General features: G+C 64.8%; 15 protein-coding genes and 1 pseudogene. 6 read left to right on the top strand and 10 right to left on the bottom strand.

What is annotated here, in order from left to right:
* Window positions 1-119 precede the first annotated feature (119 nt).
* The 3 genes from ABZ876_RS16670 to ABZ876_RS16660 are packed head-to-tail and all read right to left on the bottom strand — an operon-like array spanning window position 120 to window position 1962.
* A complete protein-coding gene (locus ABZ876_RS16670; RefSeq protein WP_361780744.1) occupies window positions 120-317 on the bottom strand; it encodes a hypothetical protein in 198 nt (65 codons plus the stop codon).
* The gene (locus ABZ876_RS16665; RefSeq protein ID WP_361780741.1) at window positions 314-1615 is read right to left on the bottom strand and encodes an FtsK/SpoIIIE domain-containing protein; all 1302 of its coding nucleotides are present in this window, start codon (window positions 1613-1615) and stop codon (window positions 314-316) included. Before ABZ876_RS16665 ends, ABZ876_RS16670 begins: the two co-directional genes overlap by 4 nt.
* Window positions 1615-1962, bottom strand: a complete 348-nt coding sequence (locus ABZ876_RS16660; RefSeq protein WP_361780738.1) for a hypothetical protein — start codon at window positions 1960-1962, stop codon at window positions 1615-1617. Before ABZ876_RS16660 ends, ABZ876_RS16665 begins: the two co-directional genes overlap by 1 nt.
* Window positions 1963-2126: 164 nt before the next feature.
* Here ABZ876_RS16660 and ABZ876_RS16655 point away from each other — a divergent pair, with 164 nt between their 5' ends.
* Complete coding sequence (locus tag ABZ876_RS16655; RefSeq protein WP_361780735.1) at window positions 2127-2906, top strand: GntR family transcriptional regulator; 780 nt, start codon at window positions 2127-2129, stop codon at window positions 2904-2906.
* Between the two features lie 368 nt (window positions 2907-3274).
* Here the strand turns inward: ABZ876_RS16655 and ABZ876_RS16650 are convergent, their stop codons facing one another.
* Entirely contained in the window at window positions 3275-3571 is a 297-nt protein-coding gene (locus tag ABZ876_RS16650) for a hypothetical protein (RefSeq protein WP_361780732.1), read from the bottom strand.
* A gap of 324 nt (window positions 3572-3895) precedes the next feature.
* Window positions 3896-4462 (bottom strand): ATP-binding protein, encoded by a 567-nt coding sequence (locus ABZ876_RS16645; protein ID WP_361780729.1) that lies wholly within the window; start codon window positions 4460-4462, stop codon window positions 3896-3898.
* A gap of 207 nt (window positions 4463-4669) precedes the next feature.
* On the opposite strand from ABZ876_RS16645, the gene ABZ876_RS16640 reads away from it, so the two are divergent.
* Window positions 4670-6046: a sporulation protein gene (locus ABZ876_RS16640; protein WP_361780726.1), complete on the top strand. Its 1377-nt coding sequence runs from the start codon at window positions 4670-4672 to the stop codon at window positions 6044-6046.
* A gap of 3 nt (window positions 6047-6049) precedes the next feature.
* Here the strand turns inward: ABZ876_RS16640 and ABZ876_RS16635 are convergent, their stop codons facing one another.
* Window positions 6050-6964, bottom strand: coding sequence for an aminoglycoside phosphotransferase family protein (locus ABZ876_RS16635; protein WP_361780723.1), 915 nt, complete (start codon window positions 6962-6964; stop codon window positions 6050-6052).
* 1271 nt (window positions 6965-8235) lie between these two features.
* On the opposite strand from ABZ876_RS16635, the gene ABZ876_RS16630 reads away from it, so the two are divergent.
* On the top strand, window positions 8236-9510 hold the full coding sequence (locus tag ABZ876_RS16630) for a hypothetical protein (RefSeq protein WP_361780720.1): 1275 nt from the start codon (window positions 8236-8238) through the stop codon (window positions 9508-9510).
* Between the two features lie 455 nt (window positions 9511-9965).
* On the opposite strand, the gene ABZ876_RS16625 is transcribed toward ABZ876_RS16630, so the two are convergent.
* The 3 genes from ABZ876_RS16625 to ABZ876_RS16615 form a co-directional block, all read right to left on the bottom strand.
* Window positions 9966-11549, bottom strand: coding sequence for a class I SAM-dependent DNA methyltransferase (locus tag ABZ876_RS16625; protein ID WP_361780717.1), 1584 nt, complete (start codon window positions 11547-11549; stop codon window positions 9966-9968).
* Window positions 11546-12913, bottom strand: coding sequence for a restriction endonuclease subunit S (locus tag ABZ876_RS16620; protein WP_361780714.1), 1368 nt, complete (start codon window positions 12911-12913; stop codon window positions 11546-11548). Before ABZ876_RS16620 ends, ABZ876_RS16625 begins: the two co-directional genes overlap by 4 nt.
* A 71-nt stretch (window positions 12914-12984) precedes the next feature.
* On the bottom strand, window positions 12985-16572 hold the full coding sequence (locus ABZ876_RS16615) for a DEAD/DEAH box helicase family protein (RefSeq protein WP_361780711.1): 3588 nt from the start codon (window positions 16570-16572) through the stop codon (window positions 12985-12987).
* A gap of 534 nt (window positions 16573-17106) precedes the next feature.
* Between ABZ876_RS16615 and ABZ876_RS16610 the strand changes: the two genes are divergently transcribed.
* Complete coding sequence (locus ABZ876_RS16610) at window positions 17107-18129, top strand: RNA-binding domain-containing protein (protein WP_361780708.1); 1023 nt, start codon at window positions 17107-17109, stop codon at window positions 18127-18129.
* Window positions 18130-18301: 172 nt separating this feature from the next.
* Here ABZ876_RS16610 and ABZ876_RS16605 read toward each other — a convergent pair whose 3' ends face one another.
* Entirely contained in the window at window positions 18302-18778 is a 477-nt protein-coding gene (locus ABZ876_RS16605; RefSeq protein WP_361780705.1) for a hypothetical protein, read from the bottom strand.
* Between the two features lie 35 nt (window positions 18779-18813).
* On the opposite strand from ABZ876_RS16605, the pseudogene ABZ876_RS16600 reads away from it, so the two are divergent.
* Window positions 18814-19282, top strand: a pseudogene (locus tag ABZ876_RS16600) (transposase family protein); the annotation flags it as partial.
* 7 nt (window positions 19283-19289) lie between these two features.
* Window positions 19290-20533 (top strand): IS3 family transposase gene (locus ABZ876_RS16595; RefSeq protein WP_361780702.1). Its coding sequence is split into 2 segments (ribosomal slippage): window positions 19290-19572 and window positions 19572-20533, totalling 1245 coding nucleotides; the frame shifts between segments, so codons are not numbered across the junction.
* Window positions 20534-20696 lie beyond the last annotated feature (163 nt).

The following is a 20696-nucleotide window of genomic DNA, read 5'->3' as shown; positions in this document are numbered from 1 at the left end:
TTCCGGTCCCGCGGCAGACGCGGCAGCGCCGCAGACGTCCGGTCCAGGTCTTCCTTGCTCCGTCGCCCTTACATTGGGGGCACCTCACGCGAGGCATGGGCACGTTATGTCCTTCCTGATCAGAAGTGGTTGAAGCCGCTGAGGAACCAGGTGATGAAGCCGTTGATCGTGAAGCTGACGGGCGTCTGGCCCAGGTACATGCCGAAGAGGGCGATGCAGGCTGCTTCCCAGATCCGCACGTCGCGGGAGCGGACGAGGAGGAAGGTGATGATCCCGAAGACCACGACGAGCGAGACCGCTGTACCCGTGCTGATCACTTGTCGTCTCCTTCCAGCACCGCGAGGGCGTGGCCTAGCGCGGGCAGTTCCGGGGTCGTGGCGGCGTACTTCCTGGTGATTGCCACGGCCTCTTCTGTCGGGGTGAGGTGGGAGCGGGCGCGGCTCCATCCGCCGTCCGGGCCGGTGCACACGGCCACGCCGCGTTCCTCCGCGGTAATCGACTGGGCGACGGCCACGGCGTCCTTGTTGAGGTCGCCCAAGGTCATCTCTGCCGTGCCGGGGTCGTTGACGCGGTGGCAGATCCGGCCGCCGAGCTGGGCCCGCAAGGCGGTGACGCCGGGTCCGAGATCGGAGCCGACGCGCTGTCCGGCCACCACCAGGTGGATGCCGAGCGCGGCACCGAGCTGTGCGAGCCGGAGGAGGAGCGTGGAGCACTGCTCCGCCTCCGCCTTGCTCTCGCGGGTGCCGTCGGACAGGTACAGTTCCGCGATCTCGTCGACGATCACGACGACGGGCACCGGCCGGAGCTTCTCGGGCAGCTCCCAGATCGAGCGGACACCGGCCGACCGGCACGCGCTCATCCGGTCCTGCATGTCGACCACCAGCGCGGAGAGCACAGCGACCGCCTCACGCCTGCACGTGGCCAACGCGCTCAACCGCCCCGAGAACAGGCCCAGTTCCATGCCGCCCTTGCAGTCGATGCCGACCAGGGCGACGGCCTGAGTCGCGAGTTGGGTGATCAGCCGGGCCAGCAGGGTGGACTTGCCGGAGCGGGTGGCCCCGGTAATGAGCCAGTGCGGCACCAGCCGCAGGTTCATGACCCAGGCACCGCCGCTTTCCAGGACGCCGATCAGCGCCGACAGAAGTTCGGCCGGCGCCGTGGCTAAGCCGGGCCGCTGAAGCGGATCGGTGGCCGTCCCGGTCAGCAGCACGAGCCCGCGTTCCGGGGAGGTGACACGCACCGCGTGGACCTTCCACGCGTGCACCAGCCCGTCTGCCGCCTTCATGTACGCCGCAGGGGTCTGGCCCGCGTGCAGCCGCACGGTCACGGACAGGCCCATGCGGGTCGCCCTGGGGAACGAGATCCGCGGAGCCACCGGCCGCAGCGGATCACCCTTGACGACCAGGTCCCCGAGCAGCCCGCGCGACGGACGACGGGAAACGGCAAGGTCGTTGAGGATGGCCACCTTGCGCCAGGTCGCCATGACCCGGCAGGCGGTTGCCGGGTAGCCGACCAGGTACCAGTGCCAGACCGGACGGTGCTGGCGCACCAGGTCACCGACGACGAACACCCAGGCCAGCGCGGCCAGCGCGAAGGCGAGCACTACCGGTCCCATCACGTGTCACCGCCCTTGGCGCTCACGGAGCCGCCACGCACGGGCGTGATGGCGTCGGCGCGGAAGCTGACGCCATGCCGGTCACCCATCGACCACATGAACGCCGTCAGGCCGGTGACCTTGACGATCTGGCCTTCCTCGATGCCCTGGGGCTGACCGCTCACGGCGATCTCGATGACGGAGATCCGCCGACCGTCCTGCCGCACGGTGACGGCCACCGTCCAGACCGGATTGCCGTCCCGGTCCCTCTTCACCTCCTGCGTCTCGGTGTTCGTGATCTTCGCTTCGGGCGCGATGGCGCACCGCAGTACGCCCAGCCGCGCCGTGTCCACGGGAATGGACTGCATTTCGTTGGCCTCCCTGGCCACTCAGGACGTCAGCGATGTACTGACGTCACTTGTCCTTACGAGTTACGACTATGGAATCCTGTACGGCGGCGATGCAACTACTTATGCTGACGAGTGATGTCGCGCGTGCGACGTGCCTACGACTTGAACCCGGAGATGCCGAGATGACGGAGATCCAGCGCCCCGGAGCCCTCTACCAGCAGGTGGCCGCAGCGATCCGAGAAGCGATCCTGTCCGGCGAGTTCCCGCCCGACTCCCTGTTGCCGTCCGAAGCCCAGCTCATGGGCCGCTACGGCGTCTCCCGCCCCACGGTCCGCAACGCCATCGCCGCACTGCGAGCGGAAGGGCTGATCGACGTCCGCCACGGCAAGGGCAGCTTCGTACGCTCCAGCGGACAGCCCGTGCTCACCATCGAGCGGCGCATCAGCCACACCACCGAGGGCAAGTTCGTCATGCCCAACGGCGACACCTGGCAGGAAGCCGAGGAGCCCAGCACCTACCGCACGCACACCACGAAGAACACCGGCCGGCTCCTCCACCTCGGTGAGGAGGAAGCCCTGTTCGGCTGCGACCGGCTCCTCATCGACCCCAGCACCGGGACGCGCGCCATGCACCGCACGCTGATCCCCTTCGCGACCGCCGAGGGCAGCCCGCTGCTCGTCGAGGAGCCGTGCAAGCGCCCGGCCGCGATCTACTGGCTGCTCACCCAGGCCGGACACAAACTGTCGTGGACCGAGACCGTACGCGCCCGCATGCCGCTGCCGGACGAGCGGGCGGCCCTCCGGCTGCCGGACGCGACCCCGATCCTGCACGTTGTCCGCGTCGCGCACGAAGCCGACGACCGCCCGCTGTTCCTCGAAGAGCTCCGCTTCGGCGCGGACCGTGCCGAACTCGCCTACCGGATCACCGCCGACAAGCAGCCCGCAGGAGGCGCCCGCGCCTGACCGGCATGCGGCATCGGTCGAAACAGCCTTCACTTCCTCAAGGGCGCGCCTGCGGCGCGCCGGGGCGCCCAGCCGTCCCGGCCGGGCGTGCGGCGTGGACGCCGGTCCCGTCCGGTCGGCTGGTGCCCCCGCCCACAGCACCCCCAAGGAGTCGAGGCGGCGACCAACCATCGGTGCCGAGTCTCGGGCCGTACCGGCAGCGACGATCACGAACACGGAAGCATGGTTGCTGCCGGTGGGTGGCTGACCGAGACACACGCGTGCCAGCTCGTTCGCCGCACGGCATCGTCGTGGCTGACTGTCTGTGGCTGAGGCATCAAGCAGGGGAGTCACCGACCTCACGCAGACTTCACCAGCGGAAGCACCCCTCATGCTGCACCGCCATCGCTGTCCGCGCGTGCCTCCAGGAGCACAGAGAGCCGGTCCACGACGGCCGGCCAGCCCGTCAACCGCACCACCCCGCGCCCCTCCTCGTTCGTGGACGCGACGGCCCGCACGGCGGACAGCTCCAACCCCGCACCCAGGAGTGCGCGGTTCAGCCGGTCGGCAGCCTCACGCGCCTCACGCCAACCGGAAATGTAGTCCACCCCGGACACCCAGAGACCGGAGTCCGCCCCCGGCAGGTCGAGACCATCGTTCAGCCAGCCCTCACCCGCGCCAGTCACCTTGCCCACCTCTGCCCTGATCTAGGTAACGGATCATCAACTTCCTTGGACCAGGGCTGAAACGCAACACGGCGGCCCCGGTACCATCAGGCACCGGGAACCGCCGTGTTCCCAGCCGGGCCACCCTTCGCTTTCCAGGGCTGACGGGGTGGCCCGGCCTATATGGGGATGTGAAGCGCGGACTCTCGCTCGGGAGGGGAGCCCCCGGGCCGTCCGAGAGACCGCGCCCCTTCGGCCGGAGTGGTCAGGCTCCGGCCAGTGACCGGGCTGCCGCCCCGCTCCCGATCGCGAGGGAGCAGAGCAGGGGTGGCGACCCGGCGTCTGTCAGGCCGAGGACTCGAACCAGTTGGCCCTGACGCGATCAAGGTCAAACCGGCACCACACTGACTTGCCGGCACCCTTGAGTCCCGGCGACCACCACACCGCATCGGCCAGGCGCTGAACGATCATCAGTCCGCGTCCCCGATCCGGTACGAGCGCTTCGACGAAGTCGCCAGCCAGATCCGGCGAGAGGAACTCACCCGCTGGAAGGTCGGGAGGATTCGAGTCCTCATCAAAGACGCCGATCCCCAGCAGCCCCGGCCAGTTGATCAGCCACAGGTCGATACGCCTCTTCGCGCCGGGCATCGACAGCCGCTCATCCGGTACGGCGTGGTGGACGACGTTGCCCACTAGTTCCGACACGACGAGCTTCGCGTCATCGACCACGTACCCCAGGCTCCAGGTCGTGAGGTAGGAGCCGACCATGTCCCGCGCGGCCTTCACGCAGTCCGGGTCCTCTGCGTAGACCGTCAGCGCCCGGAAGTGGCCGCTGGAGGGGGCGTACCACGAGCGGTGCGAAGCGCCCACCGTCGGGGCGTTCGCTGTGTGTTTGCTCTGCCGCGCTTCCACCGCGTTCCCTCCCGTGCACCGGCGAGCCCTATGGCCCGCCGAACTGTGCTGACCAGTGAACGGCGCGCCAGGCTTGGCCGGGAGCGTTCATCGGGGGGTTCACGTGAACACTGGCAAACCCGGAGGGGTTCACCAATGAACCCCCCAACCGCGACACTGCTGTGACACGATGAACACTCGCCGTAATTCTCGGGTTGGCAGGGGAGCATGAGCCGAGAACCGAACGCTCAGTTGATCGCCGTCATGGACGAAGCGCAGGTCTCTAACAAGGGGCTGGCCAAGCGGATGAAGGACGCTGCCGCCCAGCGAGGCATCCCTCTCGGAACGACACACGTCGCTGTGCAGCGCTGGCGAGACGGCGTCGGAATCAAACCGGAGACAGCAGCGATCATGGCCGACGTCCTCAGCGCCAAGCTGGGCCGCCGCATCACGCCGGGCGATCTCGGCTTCTTCGACCACACTCGGCCGGCCGCCCCCGAGCCGATCGGCTACCCGAGCACGGTCCCCGGCGTGCTGTCGGCGCTTGACGGTCTTGCGCAGGAGGGTGCCGACACGCCCGTCTCAGACCGACTGACCATTGCGGACGCCGATCTAGGCACAGCCGTCCTGTCATGGATGATCGACCGGCCCGATGGCGTCCAGGCCGACAGGCCCGCGCATCAACGAGTCGGCATGCGCGACGTACGCGCGATCCGGGATGCCGCCTCCATGTTCATGCAGCTCGACTTCAAGTACGGCGGCGGCCACGGCCACAAGGCATTACGCCACTACTTCCGTCACGAGGTCCTTCCCCTGCTGAACGCGAGCTACAGCGAGAAGGTGGGCACAGCGCTCTACGGGGCCGCCGCCGAGGTCTCCCAGTTGCTCGCGTGGACCGCGTACGACGTCGGTAACCACCGGCTTGCCCACCGCTACCTCACGTCCACACTGCGGCTGTCCAAGGTCATCGATGACCGGATGTTCGGGGCGCGCATCCTGGGCAACCTCAGTCACCAGGCCAACTACTTGGGCGCGCACGCCCAAGCCATCCAGCTTGCCCGCGCAGCCATTGAGGGTGCCAAAGGCCGAGCCACCCCACGAGCCATGGCCAACTACTGGGCAATGGAGGCCCGCGCACTCTCCAACGCCGGCGACCGGGCGGGAGCGGCCGAGGCGATGAACCAAGCGGAACGCCACTTCGAGCGGGCCGAAAGCGCGGATGACCCGGCATGGCTAAGCTACTTCGATGACGCAGAACTCTTGGGCGAGTTCTGCCACTGCTTCCGGGACCTGAAGATGCGCCGGGAAGCCGTCGAGCACGCGCAGCGCGCCGTCGACAGCACCGACCCTCAGTACGCCCGCACGTTGGGCTTCTGCCGGATGGTGCTCGCCCAAAGCCAGCTACTGAACGGCGAGCTGGAAGCCGCCGTGACCACCGCGAGCCTTGCCGTGGACGGCGGTGATTCCCTCCAGTCCTCACGCTTCCAGCGCTACGTCACCGACTTCCAGGCAGAGGTGAGCACGCACGCCACTCACCCCGACGTCGTCGCCTTCAACGAGCAGGTGAGCGAAGCTCTCGCCCGCCTGGACGACGATGACGAGTAGCAGCTACCAGGGACGCCAATCCCGCGGCGCATCGTCGCTACGCAGGCCAGCGATGCGCCGGCGGTACTCGGCCGTAGTCTCCTCGTTCTCCTGCACGTTCTGCATGAGCCACGTCGTCATGCCGAATTCTTGAAGACGCCGGAGCGTGTCGTAGCCGTGCCAGTCGCGCAGGTCCCGCCCGTACGCCCTCACGAACTCCGCGTACTGCTCATCGGTCTGCCATCCAAGACTGTGATGCTCGACCGCCGTGACCATCAGGTCCCATTCCGGGTGGTCGAAGCAGAAGGCCTCGAAGTCGATCAGGATCACCTCATCCCGATCGTTCACCATGAGGTTCTGCACGTGAGCATCCCCGTGCACAGGCCCCTTCGGAGTCTCGAACTCCAACTCCTCGAACTGGCCGCGCAGCTCATGCCACCGCTTGCGGAGGAAGACCCGGTCATCAGCTGGGATCGGTGCCCTATTGATCCGCAGCTCTTGCTTGTCGAAGGGGTCGAACACAGGCAGCTCAAGGCCCACGGGCACCCTCATAGAGTGCAGGTCCCTCAGGATGCCGCCCAGTTCGCCGTACGTGGCCTTACGGTCGCCCTCCACAATGAGACGCCAGAAGGTCACCGGGTGGCCGTCGATCAGGAAGGGCTGTTCCAGGCCGTCAACGAGTCGGGACGCCGGAAACCCCTCTGCGGCCAGCCACCTGGCAACAGCAACCTCGACACGAGCCTTCGGCAACCACGGTTCGCCCCGAGCCACTCGAACGATCACCGGCGCCGTGGCCAGTCGGAACAGCGCGTTCTCTCCCAGCCGGATCAGCTCAGCGCCTCTGTCATCGAGCCCCGCAGCCCGGCACGCGGCACTCATCACCCGCGTAGCCCTGACCGACGTGAACCCCTCTTCCGATCGAGCAGCGTCAACCGCCATGCCCGTACCAGCTCCCCTAGTCGCGCGATCAACCAATGCGAGCCTCGGGTGACCAACCCAACGCGCACCGGACACACGAGCACGACCGTACCCAGGAGCAGGCGGTCTCAGCGAGAGAGGGAGCTCTCAGCTTGCGGGGCTTCTGACGTCAGTTGCTGCGCTGACCGGAGGAGGGACGCTGTCGGGGCTTGGGCGCACCCATGAGCGGTCCTGGCACGTGACTGGCACGACCCGTTCACCCTGTGGGAACACTGGGCGGAAGTTAAATCTTGGAGTCCGCCAACGGGAGCCAGCCACGATGACGGGCTTATGAGTTTCGCGACAAGCTGCCGGGTGCCGTCTCCGTCTCCGCTCGTCACCGTCAGCGCTGCCATCAATTGAGGATCCGAAGACTCCGCACCCGAGAGACGACGCACGCTTGGCGGGGCCGCCGGCGGTTAGCCTCAGAAGTTGTCACCGCGAATATGTGACAATCTCATATTTGCCAACGTTTCGCCTCGGCGAGAATGTCCGCCAGTTTCTGTCTCTCGAGAGGTTTCAGTTGGCGTTACGGCAAGGTGCCATAGATCTTTGAGTAGCCTCTCTCTGAGTTGTTCATCTGTCTCTTGCGAAATGGGCAACACCTTGCCTTTCAAAGGAGGCTTTGGAGATTCGACTGATCGCAGCGATGTAACTTGTCCGCGACGCACTAGCGCCTGTCGCGTCGCACTGGGGCTGCTTTTGCGTTTCATTTGACTAATTTTAGATCAGTCGGGCGAAAAAGTCAACATTTTACTACAATGTCGCAAATTGTCAAGCATTCACCGTAGTGGACGAGTGCAATGGACCACGAACGGGTGATTTTCAGCGGCAATTGAGCCCGTCCCTTCAGGGAATTCCGCGTAAAGGGAACCAATGAGCCAACGGCTGAGCTCTGATGAACAGGAGGCCGGATGCCTCGAAGGGGTAGGCGGGTGGTAGCGCGTCATGGCGCGCCAGCCAACCAGCCATGGGACCTGACGGAACGACCGGAGGTCGTTTACCGTCTTTTCGATAAACGTCACGACTGGCGACTCCGTGCGGTAGAACGTGTCGAGTTTTCCAGTGCTTTGTGGTCGGAAAGAACCAGGTCCATTCATGTGCGACCCATAAAAGCGGTATTGGAAGGTCTGATTCCTGGTGGCGCCGATGCAATCTGGCTCCGCCTGCCGATCACCAGCCTAAGAAGACGTCCGAATGTGGGCCTAGAGCTAATTGTGGCAGGCGAGACGACATATCAAGTGCATCGAAAGGTGAGCGCCGAACTCCAGGCGGGATACATTGTAAAGCTCGCTAGAGATATTATCGAAGCAGATTCGCAAATTAATTTGGGGCCTCTTGTTCTAGATGAGCCGTTCAAGGAATTCCTTACTGCAATCTTCAACTCGGACCTCGGTCGTTGGGAGCTAGACAATAAAGGGCCGAATGGGGTCACTGGTTTCGCAAAGAGGTGGCTGTCCGTTGTCAGTGCGACGTACAGGAGGCGAAGGAATGTGGAGGTTCTTCGGGCACACCTCCGCAATGAAAATGTCTGGGGAAAGAGGTTGGATGCCCTGGCCAGGGAATGGGCTGACCCCAAACAGTGCCCCATCAAAGAACTAATCAGGAAGTATTCGACGCCAAATCTTTACGATCCAACCCAGAATCCGCTGCTATCGCTGGGCTACTTCCAGAGCAGGGCGCGGCATGCCTACCTTTACAGAAGCATCCCCGCACACCTGAAGAAACTTCAAGTATTTCTATCCGAGGTTGACAGGATCGCTGAAGTCGGTTCCCCTGTTGCACGCGATAAAGCGAAGAGCCTGTTGAGGCGATACTTCCAATATGGGGAATTTTGGGTTCTAATGACTGACTGTCTTGTTCCGACAAAAGAGCCCTTCACGATCACACTTAATGAGAGACGTCCCGTCGAGTTTGATCAAAAGAGGGACTCGCGCGACACTCCTAAGATCGCGCGAAAAAAGGCTCGAAACCTGGAGCAAGTCCTAATCTTTCAAGACGCACAGATTAACCAAATCAGCTTCCGCATCTCTGACGCCAACGTAGAATTCGGGAGTTTCGAATTTCAGGATGATAGGGGCGCCTCATTCGCTGCCCCGCCCGAGGAAGCCTACGAAAGCAAGGAATTGCTATTTATTTCTTCGCTCCACCCAGAGCGTCCTAAGCGCATTCGAATCAAGGGTAAGCTCAGGGTTGCGCACACGATTCGGTGGATGCGACGCACCATCTTGAGCGCTGTGATCCTAACAACCGCGGCGATCCCTGTAGCTTGGCATTACATTCACTGGCTGACGGCAGCGCACCTGGCTTTGGTTCTCGCTCCAACAACTTTCGCCGGCTCCCTCCTGCTAATTAGGGAAGCATCGGCGTTGAGTGATGCTTTGGCTAGGAGCTTTCGATATGCATTGCTCTTTTCTTTGGCTGTCTTGTGGGGGACTGTGCTGGTTCTCTATGCCTCCAACCATGTAAAGCTAGAGATTCCAAAGCCATCCTCCTCAAGTCCATCCTCTTCATCCAGTCCCCGGTGAGCGCCAGCCTTCTCTTATCTTGCGTTGCGACTGTTCCGCTTTGGACATCAGATAGCGTCGTAGGCTTTCCGCGAGCTGAAAATGTGGCTGACCCTGCTTTCAGGACGGCGATGTCATTTCGATGCCACCGTACAAGACGGCCACGATGGGAAGCCTGGGCGGCGTGTATCCCTCCTCGGTCGAACAGCTTTGCCAGACAGAGGGTTCTCCAGGAGCCGCTAACCTCGATCTTGCATGGCGGTTCATCAGTCTGGTTGGCGGTCCGTTTCTGCGTCCTGGCGCTGGGTGTTTCTGCTCATGGGTGCGCTGATGGCCCGGCTGCCGCATGGGATGGGCGCCGGGTTCCACGGCTCCGGGAGATGGGGGTTCGTCGGGGCGGTTCGTTGCGGCTGGTCAGCCGGGGTTTGGTAGCACAGTTCGGCGGGCAGGCCGAGTCCGCTGGAACGGCGTTGGCACTAATTGGTCATCCGCTCGGAGGGAGGAGTGTAGGTCAGGTTCGGGTCTCCGGATGCGTTCGGTGCAGGCATTCCGTTACTCCGCGTCTGTTGGAGCGTTTCTGCAATCGCGGCGAACTCCTCCAGGGCGGCCTGGAGGTCTTCGACGATCTCGACGGCCAGGACCTCTGGTGCGGGGAGGTTGTCGGCGTCGTCGAGGCTCGGGTCGCGGAGCCAGGTGATGTCGAGGTTCGCCTTGTCGCGGGCGACCAGTTCCTCGTACGTGAACGCCTTGAAGCGTTCCGACTCCACTCGCTTGGAGCGGTCGTCAGGCTGGAAGCACTGAACGAAGTCTTCGAGGTGGGCCCGTGTGAGCGGGTTCTGCTTGAGCGTGAAGTGCTGGGCCGTACGAAAGTCGTAAACCCACAGTTTCTCGGTCCACGGTTGGTTCGGGCGGGCCGGCTTGCGCTCGAAGAACAACACGTTGGCCTTCACGCCGCCCGCGTAGAAGATGCCGGTGGGCAGGCGGAGCAGCGTGTGGACGTCGTACTCGTTCAGCAGGCGCCGGCGGATAGTCTCGCCCGCGCCGCCCTCGAAGAGCACGTTGTCGGGGACGACGACCGCCGCCCGGCCGTAGATCTCCAACAGCGAGGCGATGTGCTGGACGAAGTTGAGCTGCTTGTTGGTCGTGGTGACCCAGAAGTCGCGCCGCTCGTAGGCGATCGCCTCACGGGCGGCGGAACCGTCGTCACCGTAGACGGTGATGGACGACTTCTTACCGAAGGGCGGATTAGCCAGAACCAGGCTCGCGCGCTTGTCGGGCGGGGCGGCGAGGGCGTCCCGGGTGCGGACCAGGGCGGGTCCGGTGGGATGGCCGATGCCGTGCAGGAAGAGGTTCATCGCGGCGAGACGCGCGGTGTTGCGGACCAGCTCAGTACCCCAGATGCCGCCGCTGCTGAGGTGCTTGCGCTGCTCGGGGGTGAGCTGGTTGCCATACTCGTGGAGGATGTACTCGGCGGCGGCCAGCAGGAAGCCGCCGGTTCCGCAGGCGGGGTCGGTGATTGTGTCGTCCGGGGTCGGGCGGACGCAGTCGATGATGGCCTGGATCAGCGGGCGCGGGGTGAAGTACTGGCCCGCGCCCGACTTGATGTCCTCCGCGCCACGGGACAGCAGTTCCTCGTAGGCGTCGCCCTTGATGTCGGTATTCTGGCCCGACCAGTTCTCCTTGTCGATCAGGTCCTTGACCAGGCGCTTGAGCTTCGCGGGGTCGTGGATGCGGTTACGCGCCCCGTTGAAGATCAGGTGGAAGGTGGTGTCCTTGCGCTGGTTGCCGAGGTCTTCGAGGAGTTCGGCGTAGGCGGTCTCGAGCGCGGCACCATCGTTCTTCAGCAGCTCGGGCCAACCACGGCCCTCCCAGACCGACCCCTCGGGCATGATCTGCTCGCGGAACATCGGGGGGCGGGACTGCGCCTCGTACGCCATCTTGAGAAATACCAGGAGCGTCAGCTGCTCGACGTAGTCGATGGTAGAGACGCCGTCGTCACGCAGGACGTGGCAGTAGCTCCAGAGCTTGTCGACGAGCCGACGGGCCTCAGTCGTGGTCACGAGGGGATCTCCAGGTCAAGGGTGGGCTGGGTGGCGGTGGCGAGGGCGGGAGCGTCGGCCGGGGGCGGCGGGGGCACGTCCGGCGCGGGCGCGGTGTCCGGGGTGCGCCTGCGCTGGGCGGGTGCCCGGCGGAGACTCTGACGCCGGGACTTGGTCGCCCCGGCCACCTCACGCTCGGCGCGGATGCGGTCGAGCACGGCATCGGCGGGCTCGTCGGTGCCGTCCTGGGGAATCAACCGACCGGTGAAGGCTTCGGCAAGCAGAGAGCGGCGCAAGGCTGAGGATTTCGCGCGGTACGCCTCGGCGGTTGTGGTGGCGTGCCTGGCTCGCTCAATCACTTGGGCGACAGCCTGGACTGTCTGCCGCTGGACCTCCAGGTCAGGGAGCGGAATACGGGTGCCGAGAATCGTCTCCTGATCGATCTTCGGCATCGATCCCGCCAGTCCCTTGGCCTGGGAGCGGTAGTAATGACGTGTTTGTGGTGCACTCAGCACCAGGTGAGCGAACTGCGGATCAAGCCGGTCGGAAGTCCTGACACGGATCAATAGGTCAGGGAAAATTGCCCAGTCCTCCGGACCCTCGTAAAGAGCGGAAGTACCCACAAGCTCCGGGGTGTTGGAACGCTGAATGAAGATGTCTCCAGGCTTCAACCAAAGCTTGGCAACCCGCGCCGGGTCAGCCGCCGTCAGCTTCGTGTGGGCATCATCGAACAGGCCCTTGGTAACTGCAGTAAGAGTCAACGTCCGAATCGTTCCATCTGCCGCAGCCCGCGCAGAATGACCGTTGCGCAGCGGCTCTCTGATCTCTTCCCCGAGGGTGGCAGACGGAAATCGGTTTGCCAGATCGCGAACGGCGCGCGCCTTGATGGAGTGAATCAGTATTTCCGCCGCCCTCATGGCACTGAACGCGTTACCGGTGGCCGCGTCGAGCCGTGACAGTTGCTCTTCGAGCGCAGCAACGATGCGCCGCTGCTCCTCCAGCGGAGGCACAGGAACAGGAAGCTTCACCAAAGCCTCCTGGTTGATTTTAGGCAGGACAGAACGGCCTTGATGGTTGGCGGCCAGACCAGTGAATGCGGGGCTACGCAGCCAAAGGGTAAGGTAGCCCGGATCTAGTTCCGTAGCAATCGGATACATGTCTGCGCTGCATAGGCCGTTGAACTTCGCCATCACCACCTTGGCGAGGTAAGGCCGAATCTTGGAGTAAAGGATATGCCCGGAAGTAAACAAGTGCTTCGGACTTTTGACCCCGTCCTCCGCTACCGTCGAGAACGGAAGGAGACGTCCCGTCTCCGACTCGATGTGGTTCGGCGCGATATGCGGCAGATTGGAGTAGTCGAACGGCGACACGAGGTTGCTCGCCACACGCGCTACGTCCGCAAAGGACGCCCACGCCCAGCCCCTCGGCAACTCCCAGGGGCCATCGATACCCTCGCTCACGCGCCCAACTCCCGTCCCAGTTCGTCCAGAATTTCAGCCCCCCGGTCGGCCCCGAAGTCCCGCAGGAAACCGTCCACGCCCCCGCGCTCGATGAAGGGTACGTCCTTCAAGTGGTCGGGCTCGATCGCCGCATCCGTCGCTATCACGTCGACGATCCGGTCCAGCCACCACACCTGGTCCGGCGTGAACACCGCCCCCACCTGCTCCTGCCGAACCCGCCAGGCCGCGTACCGTTCCTCGACCAGCGCCCGGTACGGCCGTACTTCCTGGTCCAGCCCCAGCTCGAAGCGGAGCAGGCCGATCAGGTCCACCACGCCGGCCGCGCCCCGCGGGTGCTGGGACGCCTTGCCCAGCTGCACGTACGCGTCGTACAGCCTCGCCGGGGTCCACTGGAACGGGGGGCGCTCGATCTTCCGTGCCAGGTCGCGCAGGCGCTGGTAGACCTCCTTCGGGTCGCGCCGCTCGCCGAAGGCGAGGCTGAGCGCGGCGATCTCGTCCCGGTGGTCCTTCAGGTACTGCTGCCAGGACGACACGCGGCGGATGGCCAGTTCCTCCGCGGTGATGCCGCGCGCCTCCTTCAGCTCGTCCACGCTGACCTCGTCGATGACGATGTCGTGGGCGCGGCGCATCGACAGCAGGCGGTCGCGCAGTTCGCCGTTGGAGGCGAGCGGCTTCAGCGCGTCGAGCATGTCCTGCCGGACCTGCTTCTCGCCGCCGATGCGCCGGGCCCGCTCCTGCTGGTCGGGGTCGACGGACCGGACCAGCTCGCCGACGATCTTCTGGAGCGGCTGGCCAGCGAGTTCCTCGATCTCCTCGTGCTCCTCGGGGGTGAGCTGCCGGGCGAGCCGGGCCAGGCGGCCGGCCAGGGTGGCGACCTCGTCCTCCGTCATCGCCAGACCGGCCGTCTTGGCCATCAGCCGCTCCAGTGGAATCTTCCGTTCGGAGACGCGGTTAAGCGGACGCGCGTCCACGCGGGGCGAGTCCGTGACGCCGACCGCGTCGACGATCACGAACCGCTCCTTGACCTCGGCGTCCGGCGTGACCGCCTGGAACTCCGCCGGGTCCACGGTGCGCGAGCCGCGCCCCTTCATCTGCTCGAAGTAGGCCCAGCTCTTGACGTCCCGCAGGAAGAACACGCACTCCAGCGGCGGGATGTCGGTCCCGGTGGCGATCATGTCCACGGTGACCGCGATCCGCAGCTCGGGGCTGTTGCGGAACGCCTTGATCAGTTCCGCCGGGCGCTTCGCCGCGTGCGTGATCTTCATGCAGAAGTCGTCGCCCTCACCGAAGACCTGCCGTACCGTCTGGACGATCTCGTCGGCGTGGTTGTCGTCCACGGCGAAGATCAGCGTCTTGGGCACGTGCGTGCGCGCCCGCTGGACGTCGCCCTCCCCCACCGGCGCGAAGATGTCGGTGAACAGGTGCTTGCGGAAGGTCTCGACGACGAGCTTCAACTGCCCCTTGCTGATGACCTGGCGGCCCAGCTGGGACGCCTTCCACTCCAGGTCCTCCTCCAACTCCTGGTAACGCTCCCGCCGGGTCTTCCGCTCCCGCATCGGCACGACCGTCTCGGCGGGGATCGTGCCGCCGTTCTCGCCCAGCTCCGTACGGATGCGGAAGACGTCGAAGTCGACGTTGACTCCGTCGGCGACGGCCTGCTCGTACGGGTACTCGCTGACCAGGTTCTGGAAGAAGAAGCCGAAGGTCTGCTTGACCGGGGTGGCGGTGAGGCCGACCAGGTGGGCGTCGAAGTACTGCAGGACCGCGCGCCACTTGCCATAGATGGAGCGGTGGCACTCGTCGACGACGATCAGGTCGAAGGACTCCGGCGGCAGGCCCGGGTTGTAACCGACCGTCACAGGCTCGTCGACGAGGTCGTAGCGGTCCAGGGCCTCATTGTCGTCGTCGGCGCTCGGTACCGCCTGGCCCGTCAACGCGAGCCACAGCCGCTGCACCGTGGACACCACGACGTGCGCGGAGCCGAGGACGGTGTCGCCCGCGAGGCGCTGCACGACGTACAACTCGGTGAACTTGCGGCCGTCGTCCGGGGTGTCGAAGTTCTCGAACTCGGTGGCGGCCTGGCTGCCGAGGTTGTTGCGGTCGACGAGGAAGAGGATGCGCTTGGCGCCGGCGTGCTTGAGCAGCCGGTAGCTCTCGCTGACCACGGTGTAGGTCTTGCCAGCGCCGGTGGCCATCTGGATCAGGGCGCGCGGGTCGTCCTTGGCCAGGGAGCGCTCAAGGCCGTTGATCGCCTTCACCTGAGCCGGGCGCAGGTCCTCCGGGTCCAGGAAAGTCTGCGGCAGGCGGCGCATCCGGGCGCGCAGGGTCGGCGCGGTGGGGTCGACGTCGGCCTCCTCGATCCAGCGCGCGATCGTCTCCGGGCGGTGCACGGCGAAGACGTCACGGGTGCGCGGGGAGGGGTCAAGGTCGTTGTGGAAGCGGACGGTGTTGCCGTCGGCGACGTAGCGGAAGGGCAGGCTGGCGCGCCAGGCGCTGAGCTGCTGGCTGCGGGTGAGCCCGGTGGCGTAGCGGGCAGCCTGCTGCATAGCGGCCTCCAGGTCGCCGCCCTCCCGCTTGGCCTCTATGACTCCTACCAGGCGCTGGTCGACGTAGAGGAGGTAGTCGGCGCGGCCGACGGCGGTGGAGACCTCACGGACGGCGACGCCACGGCCCGCGAAAAGGTTCTTGGCCTTCTCGTCCTGGACCGTCCAGCCCGCCTTCTCCAGGATGCGGTCAAGTTCGGCACGGACCTGCGCTTCACTCATTGGCGGACGGGCGGCCTTCTGGGCGTGTGTGATGAACTCGTCACGCTGGGAGGCCCCGTCCAGCGGGCGGGCGGCCGAACGGGACTCCAGGGCCGGAGTCGTCAGTTCGGTGATCTTCTCGCTCAGTTCGGCGATCAGGTCGTGCAGCGCGGCCCGCTCGTCCTCCGCACGGGCAAGTTCTGCCTCGGCCTGCTCGCGGGCGGCCCGCTCGCGCTCCAGGCGGCTCTGCTTGCCGTCGTAGCGGAGCCGGGCCTCCTCCAGCCGACGGTGGTAGGCGTCGAGCTCGGCGCGCAGTTGCTCCAGCTCGTGCTGGTCGGCGACGGTCGCAGGCGCGGGTGCAGCGGAAGGAGGAGCGGGCGCCAGGAAGACCCGGTGGGTGGTGTCGGACTGGTCGAGGGAACGGTGCAGCCAGTCGCCGAGACGGAAGCACATCTCCACGGACTGGAGTGCTTCACGGACGTTGGCGTAGTACTCGTGGACCGCCCGGTTGCCCGTCATGCGGATCGTCTCGAACCAGGCACGCACCTGCGGGACGAGAACACCCGCCTTGGTAAGGGCGTTGATCCGGTCCACCTGCCGGGGCCCCGGCACGGTGATGCCGAGGAGCGTGACCAGGTGCCGGGTCATGACCTCGCCGAAGAGACGGGCCTTCACCATGGCCGAGTGGGGATCGGTGTGGACGTATGACTCCGCGGCACAGCCGAGCGTCACCAGCAAAGGCTCGTACCTGATCAAGTGACCGAAGTTGGACGAACGTGCCGCCAGCCAGGCGACCTTCTTTTCATCGTCCTGTCCGGCGTTGGCCAGCGACGCCATCATGATGCTCCCCCCAGGGCCACGCTTGGCGATCAAAGCCTTCCAGGATTCCACCACTTGGGCTTATACGCAAGTTCTGACGACTCTGGATGGGCGGGCGCCTGTCTTGGGGGCCCTACAGATCCAATCGCGCCCCTGCCTGCCACTGCGCACCTACGAGCCCTCCGGCCTGTAAGGGAACTCGGGGCCGAGCAGTCACGCAAGCTAGCAGGCCCCTCGCACCCACTCCACCTCGGAAACGATGTGCGGGGTTACTTCCACGGCCCGGCAACGGCGTTTGAGAGGGCATCGAGGACACCGACGGACGAGGGCCCGAAGCACCAACTGCAGCCAGGGTAGAGGCCACTTCCTCCTCGCTCACCCCCGCCAGCGCCTCAACCGTCCGATCGAGTGCCTCGCTCACCTCAGTGCTCGTGACCACTCGAAGCCAGCGTCGGACCTGCGTTCTTGACCATCAAGGGCAGCAACTTCTTGCCGGTCGGGCCCAATTTTACCCAAGTAACTATCTGCGGGCAGATCGCTACATGCCGGATACTGATGGGCATGGTGGCGAAGAGCATCGGAGAAGCGCGGCAGGCGCTACGTGATCACAAGTTCGATGAACTGTTGGGGTTGCGGGAGTGTGATTGGCTGGACGTAAAAAGTGGGCCCTATCAGTTCGTAAATCCAGCAGGAGCCGAGGAACTAGCCAAAGATGTTGCTGCATTCGCGAACGCTGCAGGAGGCGGCCTGTTGATCGTCGGCTTCAAGACCGTCCCAGATCACGATGGCGAGATAATTTCGGAGCTTCGGCCGATTCCTCGCTCTCTAGTTGACCTTGATCGACATCGGAAATTGATCTACGAGCGCATCGTCCCTACCGTACGAGACTTTCGGGTCGAATGGATCGCCTGCGAAAACCAGAAGGGCGTACTGTGCATAGAAATTCCGGCTCAGCCGGTCACGTCAAGACCGTTCGCGGTTCCTGGACCTAGCGGCGGCAGGGGAAATCCGAACGAGATGTCTGTTTCCGTACCCCTTCGGGTGGGTGATGGGACGCACTGGCTATCGAGAGGAGAATTGCAGCGTCTACTGGCCGCGGGCTGGGCAGCGATGGGTGGCCCTGGGGTAGCACCCATAAATCAGACTCAGGCTCTGGACCGAATTAAGGCTGCTCGAATCATTGCGGCGATCCCCGTGGACGCTCCATGGCTCAAGGCGCAGAAAAATGTCTCCATGCATCGAGTCCCAGCCTGGGTTAGCGAAGCTGCATTCAGGGCGCAGCAGAAGGTCGCTGATGACATCGTCGATTTCCTCGATCCCGATGTGGCCGCTGTCCATGAGGCGCTGGTGAAAGCACTTAATGCTCTGTGCGAAGAGTTGACGGGAATGTTTCCCCCGTCGGGGCCCTCTCATCACTCCAATAGGTACACAGAAATTCCGCCAGAATGGAAGAGAACTGACCCTATTCGTTACCGAAAAGCATTGGATGACCTAACGTCAGCCAGTGACAACTTTTTGGACAAATATCAGCAGTGCGTGAATCTACTGAACAAAAAGGGACTGCTGCTTCCTACTTGATCATCCAAGGGTTGTCTCGCCTTAACGGTCAGCGGCAGCAACTTCTTGCCGGTCGGGCCTACTGGTACCCAGTGTCCATCTGCGGACCGAAACCTGAACACACCGAAATCTCGTTCACCAACCACTCGCCTAAGGGCTGGCCCGCAAAGGATCTCCGGGAGTCAGCGGTGCGCTACCCCATGACCTCGCGGGCCGCGTCGAGAAACGCCGACCGGTTGCCCTCCAGGTAGTCCCGCACGCTCTCACCGTCGGGCAAGCCGTGCCACACCGTCCTGTTGAGGTCGAGAAAGTGCGCGTGTGCGGCGTCATGCACGGTCAGAGGGAACTGGATGCGGAGGAGTCGATCCGCGACCCACAACCTGTACATGACGTCCCGGGTCGTGAGGTACCAGTCATCGGTGTCATCCCACTCGGACGGCCGGGTGTAGGCGCAGCGTTCCGCCTCTGCTGATACCTCGATGAACCGCTCCAGCAGCGCCAGCCGTTCCGCGCGTCGGGTCTCCGACAACGCGATCCGCTGCCGTTGCTGTTCAGCACGTTCCGCTGATTGCTGAGTCCTGTGCTGAACGAGGTAGGACAACACGCCGCCGAGGACAACGCCGCCCAACGATATGAGTGACACCCAGACCTGACCTGCCATGCCGATCATCGTTCCACAGCATCGATCTTTGAGACGATCTCGCTATGCCTGGTGTGATCACGGCGTCCGAGCCGTCCTGGATAGCCCCATTCACCGGGCTGAGCCCACGTCAGTTCGGCAAGCTGCTCAACTGCGCTACGGCGAGAGGGCGCGGATCCGGTCCGCAAGGGCCGGCCGTGGAGCCTGCGGCTGGAGGACCGGGTGTTGTTGGTGGCTGCGTACTGGCGAACGAATCTAACCTTGCGGCAGCTCGCTCCGCTGTTCGGCGTCTCGAAGTCTGCAGCTGACCGCATCATCAACCATCTCGGCCCGTCGCTCGCGCTCCTGCCGCGCAAGCTGTTCCGCAAGGACACCGTACTGATCGTGGACGGAACCCTGGTCCCGACCCGCGACCACACCATCGCCGAGCAGTCGAAAAACTACCGGTACTCGACCAACCAACAAGTCGTCGTCGAGGCCGACACCCGACTCGTGGTCGCTGTCGGCCGGCCGCTGCCCGGCAACCGCAATGACTGCAGTCATGGCACGTCCGTCCCCCTACCCTGCTGAGCTTCGTGAGCGTGCGGTGCGCATGGTCGCGGAGGTCCGTCCGAACTATCCGACCGAGTGGGCCGCAATGAAGGCGGTTGCCGCGAAGCTGGGCATAGGCACGGCGGAGACGGTGCGTAGCTGGGTCCGCAAGGCCGAGGTTGACGCTGGCCAGCGACCCGGAACCACCTCGGAGGAGGCCGCGGAGATCAAGCGGCTGAAGGCCGAGAACGCCGAACTGCGGCGGGCGAACGAGATCTTGAAGGCCGCGTCGGCTTTCTTCGCGGCCGAGCTCGACCGGCCGTCGAAGCGCTCGTAGCGTTCATCGACGCGCACCGGCAGGTGTTCGGGGTCGAGCCGATCTGCCATGTCCTGGCCAGCCACGGACTGAAGATCGCAACGAGCACCTACTACGCCGCCAAGAAGCGCACGCCCAGTGCCAGAGCGGTGCGCGACGCCGAGCTGAAGACGCAGATCAGCCGCGTCCACGCCGACAACTTCGGCGTCTACGGAGTCCGGAAGGTATGGCGCCAGCTGCAGCGCGAGGGCATAGCCGTGGCCCGCTGCACGGTCGCCCGGCTGATGCGCGACCTCGGCCTTCAGGGCGCCCGACGAGGCAGGAAGATCCGCACGACCGTCCAGGACGACGGGCATGAGCGGGCGGCTGACCTGCTGAAACGCAACTTCACCGCGTCCAGGCCGAACGAGAGGTGGGTCGCGGACTTCACCTATGTCGCCACCTGGTCGGGGATCGTCTACGTCGCGTTCGTCGTGGACGTCTTCTCCCGGGCGATCGTCGGCTGGTCCGCTGCCACCAGCAAGCGGGCCAAACTCGTCCTCGACGCCCTCGACATGGCCCTATGGCGACGCGACCGCGCTGGCACGCCGGCCGGACCAGGGCTGGTTCATCATTCGGACGCGGGCAGTCAATACACGTCTTTCGCGTTCACCGCACACCTCCTTGAAGCCAGCATCGACGCCTCGATCGGCACCGTCGGCGACGCCCTGGACAACGCGCTCATGGAGTCCCAGATTGGCCTCTACAAAACAGAGCTGATCAAGCCTCGTCGGCCCTGGCACGGCCTCGCCGACGTCGAACTCGGCACTGCGGAATGGGTCGACTGGTTCAACAACCAGCGCCTCCACAGCGCGATCGGGGACATCCCACCCCACGAACACGAGACCAACCACTACGCTCAACACCAGCCCCAACCGGCGGCTGGAGTCAACGCATAGAGTGGTATGCCCCGGGTTCAATAGGGCCGGGATGCTGGAGAATTGACTACCCGTCGGCCTCCGGAGGGCCGTTATGCCCCGCAGCTATCCGCCCGAGTTCCGCCGCCGTGTCCTCGATCTGGTCACCTCCGGCCGGAAGATCGCCGAGGTGGCCACGCTCCTC

It is taken from the genome of Streptomyces sp. NPDC046931 (assembly GCF_040644655.1).
GTDB lineage: Bacteria > Actinomycetota > Actinomycetes > Streptomycetales > Streptomycetaceae > Streptomyces.
This window is presented reverse-complemented; position numbering and strand designations above follow the sequence as displayed.

Excerpts from the sequence above, each read along its gene's own strand:
- ABZ876_RS16665 (WP_361780741.1), bottom strand. The coding sequence starts at position 1,615 with ATGGGACCGGTAGTGCTCGCCTTCGCGCTGGCCGCGCTGGCCTGGGTG.
- ABZ876_RS16660 (WP_361780738.1), bottom strand. The coding sequence starts at position 1,962 with ATGCAGTCCATTCCCGTGGACACGGCGCGGCTGGGCGTACTGCGGTGC.
- ABZ876_RS16655 (WP_361780735.1), top strand. The coding sequence starts at position 2,127 with ATGACGGAGATCCAGCGCCCCGGAGCCCTCTACCAGCAGGTGGCCGCA.
- ABZ876_RS16640 (WP_361780726.1), top strand. The coding sequence starts at position 4,670 with ATGAGCCGAGAACCGAACGCTCAGTTGATCGCCGTCATGGACGAAGCG.
- ABZ876_RS16635 (WP_361780723.1), bottom strand. The coding sequence starts at position 6,964 with ATGGCGGTTGACGCTGCTCGATCGGAAGAGGGGTTCACGTCGGTCAGG.
- ABZ876_RS16615 (WP_361780711.1), bottom strand. The coding sequence starts at position 16,572 with ATGATGGCGTCGCTGGCCAACGCCGGACAGGACGATGAAAAGAAGGTC.
- ABZ876_RS16610 (WP_361780708.1), top strand. The coding sequence starts at position 17,107 with ATGGGCATGGTGGCGAAGAGCATCGGAGAAGCGCGGCAGGCGCTACGT.
- ABZ876_RS16605 (WP_361780705.1), bottom strand. The coding sequence starts at position 18,778 with ATGATCGGCATGGCAGGTCAGGTCTGGGTGTCACTCATATCGTTGGGC.